10 protein-coding genes and 1 pseudogene are annotated in these 13,469 nt (G+C 64.9%); 5 read left to right on the top strand and 6 right to left on the bottom strand.

The annotated features are described in order from the left end of the window. The first annotated feature begins 63 nt into the window (after nt 1–63). Nucleotides 64–2,415, top strand: coding sequence for a hybrid sensor histidine kinase/response regulator (locus ACQ4N9_RS25545; protein WP_390967746.1), 2,352 nt, complete (start codon nt 64–66; stop codon nt 2,413–2,415). Here ACQ4N9_RS25545 and ACQ4N9_RS25540 read toward each other — a convergent pair. Continuing rightward, nucleotides 2,405–2,893 carry a glutathione peroxidase gene (locus ACQ4N9_RS25540; RefSeq protein WP_390967745.1) on the bottom strand — a complete coding sequence of 163 codons (489 nt, stop codon included), beginning with the start codon at nt 2,891–2,893 and terminating at the stop codon, nt 2,405–2,407. The two genes, ACQ4N9_RS25545 and ACQ4N9_RS25540, sit on opposite strands and share 11 nt — an antisense overlap. Before the next feature lie 12 nt (nt 2,894–2,905). After that, nucleotides 2,906–3,301 carry a peptide-methionine (R)-S-oxide reductase MsrB gene (gene msrB / locus ACQ4N9_RS25535; protein ID WP_110996440.1) on the bottom strand — a complete coding sequence of 132 codons (396 nt, stop codon included), beginning with the start codon at nt 3,299–3,301 and terminating at the stop codon, nt 2,906–2,908. Nucleotides 3,302–3,466: 165 nt separating this feature from the next. On the opposite strand from msrB, the gene ACQ4N9_RS25530 reads away from it, so the two are divergent. Next, a complete protein-coding gene (locus ACQ4N9_RS25530) occupies nt 3,467–4,678 on the top strand; it encodes a pyridoxal phosphate-dependent aminotransferase (RefSeq protein WP_347149161.1) in 1,212 nt (403 codons plus the stop codon). A 485-nt stretch (nt 4,679–5,163) separates the two neighbouring features. After that, entirely contained in the window at nt 5,164–6,051 is an 888-nt protein-coding gene (gene htpX / locus ACQ4N9_RS25525) for a protease HtpX (RefSeq protein ID WP_125463197.1), read from the top strand. A 177-nt stretch (nt 6,052–6,228) separates the two neighbouring features. Here htpX and ACQ4N9_RS25520 read toward each other — a convergent pair whose 3' ends face one another. Next, nucleotides 6,229–6,876, bottom strand: a complete 648-nt coding sequence (locus ACQ4N9_RS25520; protein ID WP_390967744.1) for a thiopurine S-methyltransferase — start codon at nt 6,874–6,876, stop codon at nt 6,229–6,231. A gap of 101 nt (nt 6,877–6,977) precedes the next feature. Here ACQ4N9_RS25520 and ACQ4N9_RS25515 point away from each other — a divergent pair, with 101 nt between their 5' ends. Further along, the gene (locus ACQ4N9_RS25515) at nt 6,978–7,730 is read left to right on the top strand and encodes a DODA-type extradiol aromatic ring-opening family dioxygenase (protein ID WP_390967743.1); all 753 of its coding nucleotides are present in this window, start codon (nt 6,978–6,980) and stop codon (nt 7,728–7,730) included. Nucleotides 7,731–7,885: 155 nt separating this feature from the next. Here the strand turns inward: ACQ4N9_RS25515 and ACQ4N9_RS25510 are convergent. Both ACQ4N9_RS25510 and ACQ4N9_RS25505 read right to left on the bottom strand, forming a co-directional pair. After that, nucleotides 7,886–9,605 (bottom strand): annotated as a pseudogene (locus tag ACQ4N9_RS25510) (DEAD/DEAH box helicase). Between the two features lie 392 nt (nt 9,606–9,997). Further along, entirely contained in the window at nt 9,998–10,753 is a 756-nt protein-coding gene (locus ACQ4N9_RS25505) for a spermidine synthase (protein ID WP_390967742.1), read from the bottom strand. Nucleotides 10,754–10,871: 118 nt separating this feature from the next. On the opposite strand from ACQ4N9_RS25505, the gene ACQ4N9_RS25500 reads away from it, so the two are divergent. Continuing rightward, complete coding sequence (locus ACQ4N9_RS25500) at nt 10,872–12,218, top strand: class II 3-deoxy-7-phosphoheptulonate synthase (RefSeq protein WP_110996494.1); 1,347 nt, start codon at nt 10,872–10,874, stop codon at nt 12,216–12,218. Here the strand turns inward: ACQ4N9_RS25500 and ACQ4N9_RS25495 are convergent. Continuing rightward, nucleotides 12,199–13,419, bottom strand: coding sequence for a winged helix-turn-helix domain-containing protein (locus ACQ4N9_RS25495; RefSeq protein ID WP_390967741.1), 1,221 nt, complete (start codon nt 13,417–13,419; stop codon nt 12,199–12,201). The genes ACQ4N9_RS25500 and ACQ4N9_RS25495 overlap by 20 nt on opposite strands. Between the last annotated feature and the right edge of the window lie 50 nt (nt 13,420–13,469).

Genomic DNA, 13,469 nt, shown 5'->3' with positions numbered 1-13,469 from the left:
CCCTCAATCGACGATCAACTGAAATGAACAGACAGACCCGCCAGCAGCCAGGGCTGATCGGCTATGCTTGCGCAGCGCACGGAGCACATCACCGGCTTGGGACCCATGGATATCAAGTTCACCAATCGCCTGTCATACAAGCAAGCCCGGTTGACAGTCCTGGTCGGCTTCATCCTGGGAACATTGCTCAGTCTCATCCAGATCGGCATCGATTATGCCAGCGAAGACGCGTCCATCAACCGTGAAATTCAGGCGCTGCTGAAGATCAGCCACGACACCGCCTCACGGATTGCCTACAACATCGACACCGAGCTGGCCCAGGAACTTACCGGCGGCCTGCTCAAATCTCCGGCGCTGCTGCGCGCCCGCCTGATCGACAACAACGACACGGTACTGGCCGACACCGAGCGCCCCAGGCTGGAAAGCCGCTACCGACCGCTATCGGACTTCCTGTTCGGCGAGCAGCGCCAGTTCCAGGACCGCCTGTACCTGGCGCACATGCCCGGCGAGTACCTGGGCACCCTGTACCTGGACGTCGACACCTTTGCCTTCGGCGGGCGCTTTCTCGACCGCGCCGGGGTTACCCTGCTCAACGGTTTCGCCCGCAGCCTGGTGCTCACCGGCATCCTTCTGGCGCTGTTCTACCTGATGCTGACCAAACCGCTGGTCACGGTGATCAGCGCCTTGAGCGGTGGCGATGCGCGCACGCCGCGGCAAACCCGGGTGGACTGCCCCAAGGGCCATGAAAACGACGAGATCGGCGTGCTGGTCAAGGTCGCCAACCAGCAGTTCGTCAGCATGGCCACCGAGATCCAGCAGCGGCGCAACGCCGAGAACCGCCTGACGCAATACCTCAACGAACTGGAAGACATCGTCTCGGCCCGCACCAACGAGCTCAAAGCCAGCAACAACCGCCTGAGCCAGTCCAACCAGGAGCTCGACGAAGCGCGTCAGCGTGCCCTGGGCATGGCCCAGGCGCGGGCCGCCTTTTTGGCCAACATGAGCCACGAGATCCGCACACCGCTCAACGGCATGCTCGGCATGATCGCCCTGGCCCTGGACAGCCCCCTGGCCGGCGAGCAACGCCAGCAGCTGTCAATCGCCCACGACTCGGGCAAGGTGCTGGTGGAACTGCTCAACGACATTCTCGACCTGTCCAAGTTCGACGCCGGCCAGCTGGAGCTCGAACGCATCCCCTTCGACCTGGGGGCAATGCTCGAAGACACCGCCAACCTGCTGTCGCAGAACGCCGCGGCCAGCGTCGAGCTGACCTGCCTGATCAGCGCGAACTTCCCCAGCAGCGTGCTCGGCGACCCCACCCGGGTCAGGCAGATCGTCAGCAACCTGCTGTCCAACGCGCTCAAGTTCACCCGCTTCGGGCGCGTCGACCTGCGCCTGTCGTGCATCGTCGGCGGCGTGCGCCTGGAGGTCAGCGACACCGGCATCGGCATCCCCGAGGAGGCCCAGGCGCGCATCTTCCAGCCCTTCACCCAGGCTGGCGCGGGCATCACCCGCCAGTACGGCGGGACCGGCCTGGGCCTGACCCTGACCCACAACCTGTGCAAAGCCATGCAGGGCCGCCTGCACATCCAGTCCGAAACCGGCTTTGGCAGCCGCTTCAGCGCCGACCTGCCGCTGCCCGCCCACACCGAGGCGATCCCGCCGGCGCCGCTGGCCGGGCGCGTGGCGGCACTGACCCATGCCGGCAGCGGCCTGGCCGAGCTGCTGCAGGGGCTGCTGCCGGGCTGGGGGCTGGACTATGTGCGGATCGACGCGGCCAGCGAACTCAACGGGGGCGTCGACCTGCTGATCACCGATGACCTGGACCCGTTACTGGCGCTGCGTCCAAACATCCAGGCGCCGATCCTGCTGGTGACCGCCTACGGCAGCTTCCTGCCCAGCGAGCAGGCCACGCAACTGGCGCCCCTGCAGCAACTGGCCCGCCCCCTGGCGCGCAACGCCCTCTACCACACCCTGCGCCGCACCCTGCAAGGCGAGGCCAACGCCCCTCTGCCCCACGAGGTGTCGCTGGCACAGGAACGTCGGGCGCACATCCTGCTGGTCGAGGACAACCCGGTGAACCAGTTGGTGGCCAAAGGCTTGTTGGGCAAGCTCGGCTGCCAGGTGCAGGTCGCCGCCCAGGGCGCCGAAGCCCTGGAGTTTCTGGAGCAGGAAACCTTCGACCTGGTGCTGATGGACTGCAACATGCCGGTGATGGACGGCTACGAAGCCAGCCGGCGCATCCGCCAGAGCGGACGCTGGCCGGAACTGCCCATCGTCGCCCTGACCGCCAACGCCATGCCCGAGGAGCGCGAGCGCTGCCGCGCCGCCGGCATGAACGACTACCTGGCCAAGCCGTTCCGCCGCGAAGAGTTACTGGCGCTGATCGATCATTGGGTGCCACTCAGCGCTTGAGCAAACGCTCGATGTCGGCCTCCAGGGCCTGGGGCTTGGTGGTCGGCGCGTAGCGGATGACCTTGCCGGTGGCCGGGTCGAGCAAGAACTTGGTGAAGTTCCACTTGATCTTCTGCGAGCCCAACAGGCCCGGGGCACGCTGCTTGAGCGCGACGAACAGCGGGTGGGCGCCGGGGCCGTTGACCTCGACCTTGCGAAACAGCGGGAAGCTCACGCCGAAATTGACCTCGCAGAACTGCGCGATCTCGCGGGCATCACCCGGTTCCTGCTTGCCGAACTGGTTGCAGGGGAAGCCCAGTACCACCAGCCCTTGCTCGCGGTAGTCCTGCCACAGGCGCTCCAGGCCCTTGTACTGCGGGGTAAAACCGCACTGGCTGGCGGTGTTGACCACCAGCAGCGCCCTGCCGGCGAAATCGCCCAGCACTTTCTGCTCGCCACCGAGGGTGACGCAGGGGATGTCCAGCAATGCATCGGCCATGCGTTTGCTCCTTCAATCGCGGGGTTTGAGGTCCAGGCACACCGAGTTGATGCAATAGCGCAGGCCGGTCGGTGGCGGGCCGTCGGGGAACACGTGGCCCAGGTGGGCGTCGCATTGCGCACAGGTGACTTCGGTGCGGATCATGCCGTGGGAGGTGTCGCGGATCTCGATCATCGCGGCCTCTTCGATTGGCTGGTAAAAGCTCGGCCAGCCGCAACCGGAGTCGAACTTGGCCTTCGCGTCGAACAGCGCCAGGTCGCAGCAGATGCAGTGGTAGATACCGTCGCGCCGTTCGCTGTTGTACTTGCCGCTGAACGGCCGCTCGGTGCCTTTCAGGCGGCACACCTGGTACTGGGCGGGGTCGAGCATGGCGCGCCACTCGTCCAGTGTCTTGTCGATCTTTTGCATGAAGGGACCTCGGCAGGCTGAATTTCACCTCGCACCGTCTTTATTTATGGCGCGGGTGGAACGTATATTAGTTGGCTTTCCAAGCCAGCCAGTCTGGCATGCGCCTCGCCCTTTTCAAACCTTTCACCGGCGGCGCGCCGCGCCTTGTCCAACCAGGATCCCATCATGCAGTTCAGCAAATCGAACAAGCTCGCCAATGTCTGCTACGACATTCGCGGCCCGGTGCTCAAGCACGCCAAACGTCTGGAAGAGGAAGGCCACCGCATCCTCAAGCTGAACATCGGCAACCCGGCGCCGTTTGGCTTCGAGGCGCCGGACGAAATTCTCCAGGACGTGATCCGCAACCTGCCCACCGCTCAGGGCTACAGCGATTCCAAAGGCCTGTTCAGCGCGCGCAAAGCGGTGATGCAGTACTGCCAGCAGAAGGAAATCGAAGGCGTCACCATCGAGGACATCTACCTGGGCAACGGCGTGTCCGAGCTGATCGTGATGTCGATGCAAGCACTGCTCAACAACGGCGACGAAGTGCTGATCCCGGCCCCCGACTACCCGCTGTGGACCGCCGCGGTGAGCCTGGCCGGCGGCAAGCCGGTGCATTACCTGTGCGACGAGCAGGCCGACTGGTTCCCTGACCTCGAAGACATCAAGGCCAAGATCACCCCGAACACCAAGGCCCTGGTGATCATCAACCCGAACAACCCCACCGGCGCGGTGTACTCCAAGGAGCTGCTGCTGGGCATGCTGGAGCTGGCGCGCCAGCACAACCTGGTGGTGTTCTCCGACGAAATCTACGACAAGATCCTCTACGACGAAGCCGTGCACATCAGCACTGCGTCGCTGGCGCCGGACCTGCTGTGCCTGACCTTCAACGGTCTGTCCAAGTCGTACCGCGTGGCAGGTTTCCGTTCCGGCTGGCTGATCATCTCGGGCCCCAAGCAACATGCCCTGAGCTACATCGAAGGCATCGACATGCTGGCCAACATGCGCCTGTGCGCCAACGTGCCGGCCCAGCACGCCATCCAGACCGCCCTGGGCGGCTACCAGAGCATCAACGACCTGGTACTGCCGCCTGGCCGCCTGCTGGAGCAGCGCAACCGTACCTACGAACTGCTCAACGACATCCCCGGCGTGAGCTGCGTCAAGCCCATGGGCGCGCTGTACGCGTTCCCGCGTATCGACCCCAAGGTGTGCCCGATCTTCAACGACGAGAAATTCGCCCTCGACCTGCTGCTGTCGGAGAAGCTGCTGATCGTCCAGGGCACGGCGTTCAACTGGCCGTGGCCGGACCACTTCCGCGTCGTCACCCTGCCACGGGTGGATGACCTGGAGCAGGCGATCGGCCGGATTGGTAACTTCCTGCGCACTTACTCCCAGTAAGTTCGGCTTGATTGCTGTGGTGGCGCTGAGATCGAGCGCCGCCCGCGCGGCGCATCGCTGGCAAGCCAGCTCCCACATTTGTTTCGGGCCAGTCACTCCTGCAAGATCTTCACTGTCCGCCTTGTTGGATCGACTCGATATTGAGGTGGGCACCACTGGCGTCTCGCCCGACTTGAGACATGCGCCAAGGCGGGCAGCGGTACCCATACAGGCATAATTAGCCCGAAACAGATGTGGGAGCTGGCTTGCCAGCGATGCGCCGCGCGGGCGGCGCTCGATCTCAAAACCAGCCCAACTCCCAAGCCGATCACCCAAAGAATCCCCTTACATCCTGCAACGCTCTCTCCCACAGCCTCTCCGGCATCCTCTGCCATACTCCCCGCGTACACAGTTTGAAATAGTCGACCGGTTGAAACCGCCAGGCCTCCCCCTTATATACCCCCGCAGTACGCAACAATTTTATCCGTCAGGAGAACGTGACAACCATGATGCGCATTCTGTTGTTTGTAGCCACCAACCTCGCGGTGGTGCTGGTTGCAAGCATTACCCTGAGCCTGTTCGGCTTCAACGGGTTCATGGCCGCCAACGGGGTTGACCTCAACCTGGGCCAGTTGCTGGTCTTCTGCGCCGTGTTCGGTTTCGCAGGTTCGCTGGTCTCGCTGTTCATCTCCAAGTGGATGGCGAAAATGAGCACCGGCACCCAGATCATCAGCCAGCCGCGCACCCGCCACGAACAGTGGCTGCTGCAGACCGTCGAGGAGCTGTCCCGCGAAGCCGGCATCAAGATGCCCGAAGTGGGTATCTTCCCGGCCTACGAGGCCAACGCCTTCGCCACCGGCTGGAACCGCAACGACGCGCTGGTCGCGGTATCCCAAGGCCTGCTCGAGCGCTTCTCGCCCGATGAAGTGCGTGCGGTACTGGCCCACGAAATCGGCCACGTGGCCAATGGCGACATGGTTACCATGGCGCTGGTGCAAGGCGTGGTGAACACCTTCGTGATGTTCTTCGCCCGCATCATCGGCAACTTCGTCGACCGGGTGATCTTCAAGAACGAAGAAGGCCACGGTATCGCCTACTTCGTGGCGACCATCGTCGCCGAGCTGGTGCTGGGCATTCTCGCCAGCATCATCGTCATGTGGTACTCGCGCCGCCGCGAGTTCCGCGCCGACGAAGCCGGCGCCCACCTGGCCGGTACCGGCGCGATGATCGGCGCCCTGCAGCGCCTGCGCAGCGAACAGGGCCTGCCGGTGCACATGCCCGACACCATGAAGGCCTTCGGCATCAACGGCGGCCTCAAGCACGGCCTGGCCGGCCTGCTGATGAGCCACCCGCCACTGGAAGACCGCATCGACGCACTGCGCCGCCGCGGCTGATCCAGGGCCTCAGCGAAAAGGGCGACTTCGGTCGCCCTTTTTTATTCCTGCATGGTGGCCGTACCGGCCTCATCGCCGGCAAGCCGGCTCCCACTGCGAACGCATCAGCCCAAGCCATGCGCTTACCCTGTGGGAGCCGGCTTGCCGGCGATGGGGCCGGAGAAGCCACCGTCGCAGTCAACGGGCTATCCGGTAGACCCGCTCCACCAGGCTCGGTACGCCAGCGCTCTGAAACTTCGGGCTGTCAGCAAGAATCTGCACCTGCTCGGTTTCCATCACCTGCCAACCCGCAAACCCCTGACGTACCTCGCCATCCCCCACCGAAAACGGCGGCCCGTCAATCAACGACTGGTCGTAGTCCAGCGTCACCAGCAAGCCCTTGCCGATGGCTGGCAAATCATCCAGCAGCGCCATGTAGCGCTCGCGCATCCGGGGCGGCAGGGCAATCAGCGCCGCCCGGTCGTAAAGCCCGGTGCAGCCGGCCACATCCTCGGCCTTCAACGCGAAGATATCCCCGCACCACAGCTCGATCTCGCCACAGCGCCACACCTCGAAAGCGCCCCGCTGGGAAACCTCGGCCACCAGCCCGTGCTCGACAAAGAAGTCTTCCACCGCCCGCCGCGACAGCTCGACGCCAAGCACCCGATAGCCCTGCGCAGCCAGCCACGGCAGGTCCAGGCTCTTGCCACACAAGGGCACCAGCACCTGAGCCCCAGCGGCCAGGCCCAACGCCGGCCAGTGCGCCTGCAGGTACGGGTTCACCTGGAGCTGGTGAAAGCCGATCTGGTTGTCCGCCCACCGCTTGTGCCAGAACGCTGGCTCCATGATTCCTCCCGGTTTTTCGATATTTAGCCGTAAAAACTTATATTGGATCTCGATCGTTTCCTGACCGAAGATGACAGCATCTTACCTGCCAGGACCTCGCCATGCTGCCCAGCCTGTTCATCTCTCACGGATCGCCCATGCTCGCCCTGCAACCTGGCGCCAGCGGCCCGGCCCTGGCCGCCCTGGCCCGCGCCCTGCCCCGCCCGAAGGCGATCGTGGTGGTGTCGGCCCACTGGGAAAGCCGCGAGCTGCTGGTGACGGGCAACCCCCAGCCACACACCTGGCATGACTTTCACGGCTTCCCGCCGGCCCTGTATGCCGTGCAGTATCCGGCACCGGGCGAGCCGGCGCTGGCTCGCCGAGTGGCCGATCTGTTGGGCGCCAGGCTGGACGACAAACGCCCCTTCGATCATGGCACCTGGGTGCCGCTGTCGCTGATGTACCCGGCGGCGGATATCCCGGTGATCCAGGTATCGCTGCCGAGCCAGGCTGGCCCCGCCCTGCAACTGAAGGTCGGCCAGGCACTGTCGGCACTGCGCGAGGAAGGCATCCTGCTGGTCGGCTCGGGCAGCATTACCCACAACCTCGGCGAGCTCGACTGGCATGCCGGGCCGGATGCAGTCGAGCCTTGGGCCCTGGCGTTTCGCGACTGGGTGGTGGAGCGGCTGAAGGCGGGAGACCAGGATGCACTGGTGGACTATCGTCGGCAGGCGCCTCACGCAGTGCGCAACCACCCCAGCGATGAGCATCTGTTGCCGCTGTACTTCGCCATGGGCGCTGGTAGGCAATTCGGCATCGTGCACCAGGGCTTCACCCTGGGGGCGCTGGGGATGGATATCTATCGGTTCGACTGAAGGGCCTCTTCGCGGGTAAACCCGCTCCCACAGGTACAGCGCCAAGTTGAAATCCGGCGCAATACCTGTGGGAGCGGGTTTACCCGCGAAGAGGTCGGTGCAGGCAAAAAAAATCCCCGACCTAGGCCGGGGATTTTTTCATTGCAGCGCCAGGATCAATCCTCGCGGTAGCGGCGCAGCTTCAGCTGCTTACCGGCTACGCGGGTGTCCTTGAGCTTGGTCAGCAGACGCTCCAGGCCATCTTCCGGCAGCTCGACCAGGCTGAAGCTGTCGCGTACCTGGATGCGGCCGATGGCGTCACGCGCCAGGCCACCTTCATTGAGGATCGCGCCCAGCAGGTTCTTGGCGGCGATACCGTCACGGGCACCCAGGGCGGTACGGCAACGCACGCGGCCTTCGGCCAGCGGCATCGGCGCACGACGCTCGCGGTCACCACTGCGCTCGCTACGCTCACCACGTTCGGCACGCTCACCGGTGCTGCGCTCGCGCGGGCTGTGGGTCGGCACCAGCGGCTGCTCGCGCTCCACCGAAGCCAGGTCCAGGGCTTGGCCATTGGTGGCCTTGCGCAGCAGGGCCGAAGCCAGTGCACGCGCGCTGCAACCCAGGTCGGCGGTCAGGCGGTCGAACAACTCGCCGTGGCTGGCCTCGGACTCGGCCACCAGCGGCGCCAGGCTCTTGGTCAGCTTCTTGATGCGCGCATCGAGCACGGCTTGCGGGTTAGGCAGGCGGGCTTCGGCGACTTTCTGGCCGGTAACACGCTCGATAACCTGCAGCATGCGGCGCTCACGCGGGGTGACCAGCAGCAGCGCACGGCCTTCGCGACCGGCACGGCCAGTACGGCCGATACGGTGCACGTAGGACTCCGGGTCGTACGGCATGTCAACGTTGAACACGTGAGTGATGCGCGGTACGTCCAGACCACGGGCAGCGACGTCGGTGGCGACGACGATGTCCAGGCGGCCATCCTTGAGCGAGTCGATCACGCGCTCACGCTGGTTCTGGGCGATGTCACCGTTCAGTGCGGCAGCCTTGTAACCCTTGGCTTCCAGCGCGGCGGCCAGGTCCAGGGTGGCTTGCTTGGTACGCACGAAGGCGATCAGCGCGTCGAACTCTTCCACTTCCAGCAGGCGCAGAACAGCCGGGATCTTCTGGTCGGCATGGACCATCAGGTGGGCCTGGTCGATCGCGGTGACGGTCTGGGTCTTGCTCTGGATCTTGACGTGCTTCGGCTCGCGCAGATGGCGCTCGGCGATCGAACGGATCGAAGACGGCAGGGTGGCGGAGAACAGCACGGTCTGGCGCGAGGCCGGGATGGCGTCGAAGATCACTTCGAGGTCGTCCATGAAGCCGAGCTTGAGCATCTCGTCCGCTTCGTCCAGTACCAGGTACTGCACGGTGGACAGGACTTTCTCGTCGCGACGCAGGTGGTCGCACAGACGGCCAGGGGTAGCGACGACGATTTGCGCGCCGTTACGGATGGCACGCAGTTGTGGGCCCATCGGGGCACCACCGTAAACAGCCACCACGTTAACGCCCGGCATCTGCTTGGCGTAGGTTTCGAAAGCGGTAGCAACTTGCAGCGCCAACTCACGGGTTGGCGCCAGGATCAGGGCTTGCGGTTCGCGCTTGCTCACGTCGATCTTGTTGAGGATCGGCAGGGCGAAGGCAGCGGTCTTGCCGGTGCCAGTCTGCGCCTGGCCGATCATGTCGTGACCGGCGAGGATGATCGGGATCGACTGTTGCTGAATGGCCGACGGCTCTTCGTAGCCGGTGGCCACGACGGCAGCAACAATATTCGGATTGAGTTCGAGAGCGGCGAATCCGCCGGTTTCCTGGGTCATGGGTCTGCCTCTAGGTGCATCCGCAAAGACCCATGCTCCAAAGCTGCACATGCCTTGAAAGACCAAACGGTCACCCAGGCAGCTTTGGCGGCGGGGATTTGCGAAAACGATTGAAAATGGGAACGTCTTGGGAAAGTCCGACTAGCGGACGCGCAGCCGAAGCTGGGTTCGGAGGATTTGCACCACCTGATTTGCGGCCCGCTAAAAGACCGGCGCGTACTATATACGAATTCGGTGAGAACCGTGAGAAATATTTCTGAAGGAAAGGCCAGTATCGGGCCATCGAACCGGGTGGGCTGAATCGATTCCCTTTTACATCCGTGTCGGCCCCTTCGCGGGTAAACCCGCTCCCACAGGTCAGCACTGGCTCGGAACTCCACAGCCCCTGTGGGAGCGGGTTTACCCGCGAAGAAGCCGACGCGGTTTTCAGGTCGCCGGACGCACCGCCTTGATCAGGTATTCCAGCGAGTAGCCCAAGCGAGGCGCCAGCGCCTCGGCCCGGGCGCGCAGGCTGTCGATGTCCAGCTGCTGATCCAGATCGGCGGGCACCAGCAGGATCACGTTGCCCTCCTTCACCGGCAGCTCCCAGTAATGCCGGTGGTACAGCCCGCGTAGCAAGGCGGCACCCAGTGGCCTGCCGTCATCGCTGGCCCACTGGTTGATCACCAGCCAGCCACCTGGGTTGAGCTGCTTCTGGCAGTTTTCCAGGAACGCCCAGGCCAGGTGGCCAACACCGGGACCATGGTCGGTGTACAGGTCGACAAAGACCAGGTCGGCCTTTTCCGCTGTCGGCAGCAGCTCGATGGCATCCCCCACCCGCACATACAACCGCGGGTCATCGTCCAGGCCCATGAACTCCATGGCCAGGCGCGGCACGTCGGGGCGCAGCTCGATGGCCTCGACATCGTCCAGCGGCAGGTACTTGAGGCACGCTTGCGTCAGGGTGCCGGCGCCGAGGCCGAGGAACAACGCACTCTCGGGCTGTTCATGGCACAGCGCGCCGACCAGCATGGCGCGGGTGTAGTCGTACTCCAGCCAGCTGGGGTCGGCGGTGAAGGTGCAGCTCTGCTCGATGGCGTCGCCGAACTCGAGGAAGCGGTAGTCCTCCACCTCGTACACGCTGATGACGCCAAAGGCGTCCTCCACCCGTGCCAGCAGCCGCTCTTCCCGCTCCGTCGCCATCCCACCACCGCCTGCGCAAAACGCGCATTGTCCGCCAATGCCGGTGGTGCAACAAGCACGTCGGCGGCTGTACCATGGCAGCTACGCCTGAACCGACACTTATTAGATAGAGCCCGTGATGACCCAACCCTGGAGCCCTGACAGCTGGCGCGCCCTGCCGATCCAGCAGCAACCCGTCTACCCGGACGCCGCCCACCTGCTGAAGGTGGAGCAGACGCTGGCCAGCTATCCGCCGCTGGTGTTCGCCGGCGAGGCCCGTGAACTGCGCCGGCAGTTCGCCGAGGTCACCGAGGGCCGGGCATTCCTGCTCCAGGGCGGCGACTGTGCCGAAAGCTTCGCCGAGTTCTCGGCGGCGAAGATCCGCGACACCTTCAAGGTGCTGCTGCAGATGGCCATCGTCATGACCTTCGCCGCCGGCTGCCCGGTGGTCAAGGTCGGGCGCATGGCCGGCCAGTTCGCCAAGCCGCGCTCGGCCAACGATGAAACCATCGGCAACGTCACCCTGCCCGCCTACCGCGGCGATATCGTCAACGGCATCGGCTTCGACGCCGCCAGCCGCGTGCCCGACCCCGAGCGCCTGCTGCAGGCCTACCACCAGGCCACGGCCAGCCTCAACCTGCTGCGCGCCTTCGCCCAGGGTGGCTTCGCCGACCTGCACCAGGTGCATAAGTGGAACCTGGACTTCATCGCCAACTCGGCGCTGGCCGACAAGTACCACCAACTGGCCAACCGCATCGACGAAACCCTGGCGTTCATGCGTGCCTGCGGCCTGGATACCGCGCCACAGCTGCGCGAAACCAGCTTCTTCACCGCCCACGAAGCGCTGCTGCTCAACTATGAAGAAGCCTTCGTGCGCCGCGACAGCCTGACCGGCGACTACTACGACTGCTCGGCGCACATGCTGTGGATCGGCGACCGCACCCGCCAGCTGGACGGCGCCCATGTCGAGTTCCTGCGCGGTGTGCACAACCCGATCGGGGTGAAAGTCGGGCCGAGCATGGACCCCGAAGAGCTGATTCGCCTGATCGACGTGCTCAACCCGGACAACGACCCGGGCCGTCTCAACCTGATCGTGCGCATGGGCGCCGGCAAGGTCGGCGCGCACCTGCCGGGGCTGATCCGTACCGTCGAGCGCGAAGGGCGCAAGGTGCTGTGGAGCTCGGACCCGATGCACGGCAATACCATCAAGGCGAGCAGCGGCTACAAGACCCGCGACTTCGCGCAGATCCTCGACGAGGTCAAGCAGTTCTTCCAGGTGCACCAGGCCGAGGGCAGCCATGCCGGCGGCATCCATATCGAGATGACCGGGCAGAACGTCACCGAATGCATCGGCGGCGCCCGGCCGATCACCGAAGACGCCCTGTCCGATCGCTACCACACCCATTGCGACCCGCGCATGAACGCCGACCAGTCCCTTGAGCTGGCCTTCCTGATCGCCGAAACCCTCAAGCAGGTACGCCGCTGAGCAATGCCTGACGCAGCCGGCTGCCCTCGACGCGAGGGCAGTTGAGCTGTACCCGCTCAAGCCCCAACCAAGCGGCCAGGCGCCGCAACTCGATGGCCAGCGCCTGGTAGCCCTCTTCGTCCAACCCTCGCTCTTCTTCATGCACCGCGTGCACCGCCAACCGCCCATGGGCGCGCTCGGCACGCAGGTCCAGGCGCGCGGCAATGCGCTCGCGGTGCAGGAAAGGCAGCACGTAATAGCCGTACACCCGCTTGTGCGCCGGGGTGTAGATTTCCAGCCGGTAGCGGAAGTCGAACAACCGCTCGGTGCGGCTGCGCTCCCAGACCAGCGAATCGAACGGCGACAGCAAGGCGCTGGTGTGGATGCGCCGGGGGATGCGCGGCGTGTCCACCAGATAGGCGGGTTGCTTGCAGCCCTGAACCGAACAGGCTTGCAAGCGCCCGTCTGCCAGCAATTCAGCCAGGGCTGCCTTGCTGTGCTGGGGTGACAGGCGAAAATAATCGCGCAGGTCCTGTTCGGTGGCCACGCCGAGCGCCTTGGCGGCATGCAGCATCAGGCCCTGATGGGCTTCGGCCTCGCTGGGCACCGGATGGTCGAGAATGGTCGCAGGCAGCACCCGTTCGGGCAGGTCATACAGGCGCTCGAAACCGCGGCGCCCGGCCACCGTCACCTCGCCTGCGGCGAACAGCCATTCCAATGCGTGTTTCTCTTCGCTCCAGTCCCACCAGGGGCCGGCGCGTTCCTCGCGGGTCGACAGGCTGCCTGCGCCCAGTGCGCCGCGCTCGGCCACCGCCGCCAGTACGCGCGCAATCACCTCGGGACGATCACGGCCAAAGGCCGCGAGCTGCCGGTAGATGCCCTGGCCTGCACGGGCCTGGGCCATGCGCCAGCGCATCAGCGGGTACAGCGCAAGCGGCAGCAGCGAGGCTTCATGGCCCCAATATTCGAACAGCCGGCGCTGGCGACGCGTGCCCCAGGCGAGTTGGTCGAGCGATGCCTGTGGGTAATCGCCCAGGCGCGAGAACAACGGCAGGTAGTGGGAACGGACCAGGGCGTTGACCGAGTCGATCTGCACCACACCCAGGCGCTGGAAGGTGCGATTGAGGCTGGCCAGCGTCGCCGGGGTATCGGGGGGCTTGCCGAAGCCTTGGGCGGACAGCGCCAGGCGGCGGGCCTGCTGGATGGACAGTTCGAGGGGCAAAGCCTGTACCTCCGATTGATCTGCAACCCTTCTTGTGTCTGCACCATAGC

The organism is Pseudomonas sp. ES1, assembly GCF_050586605.1.
Taxonomy (GTDB): Bacteria; Pseudomonadota; Gammaproteobacteria; order Pseudomonadales; family Pseudomonadaceae; genus Aquipseudomonas; species Aquipseudomonas sichuanensis.
Note: the sequence above shows the minus strand (reverse complement) of the source record. Positions and strands in the feature narration are given on the sequence as shown.

Coding starts and splice junctions, on each gene's coding strand:
- ACQ4N9_RS25515 (WP_390967743.1), top strand. CDS start 6,978: ATGCTGCCCAGCCTGTTCATCTCTCACGGATCGCCCATGCTCGCCCTG.
- ACQ4N9_RS25520 (WP_390967744.1), bottom strand. CDS start 6,876: ATGGAGCCAGCGTTCTGGCACAAGCGGTGGGCGGACAACCAGATCGGC.
- ACQ4N9_RS25545 (WP_390967746.1), top strand. CDS start 64: ATGCTTGCGCAGCGCACGGAGCACATCACCGGCTTGGGACCCATGGAT.
- ACQ4N9_RS25540 (WP_390967745.1), bottom strand. CDS start 2,893: ATGGCCGATGCATTGCTGGACATCCCCTGCGTCACCCTCGGTGGCGAG.
- htpX (WP_125463197.1), top strand. CDS start 5,164: ATGATGCGCATTCTGTTGTTTGTAGCCACCAACCTCGCGGTGGTGCTG.
- ACQ4N9_RS25500 (WP_110996494.1), top strand. CDS start 10,872: ATGACCCAACCCTGGAGCCCTGACAGCTGGCGCGCCCTGCCGATCCAG.
- ACQ4N9_RS25530 (WP_347149161.1), top strand. CDS start 3,467: ATGCAGTTCAGCAAATCGAACAAGCTCGCCAATGTCTGCTACGACATT.
- ACQ4N9_RS25505 (WP_390967742.1), bottom strand. CDS start 10,753: ATGGCGACGGAGCGGGAAGAGCGGCTGCTGGCACGGGTGGAGGACGCC.
- msrB (WP_110996440.1), bottom strand. CDS start 3,301: ATGCAAAAGATCGACAAGACACTGGACGAGTGGCGCGCCATGCTCGAC.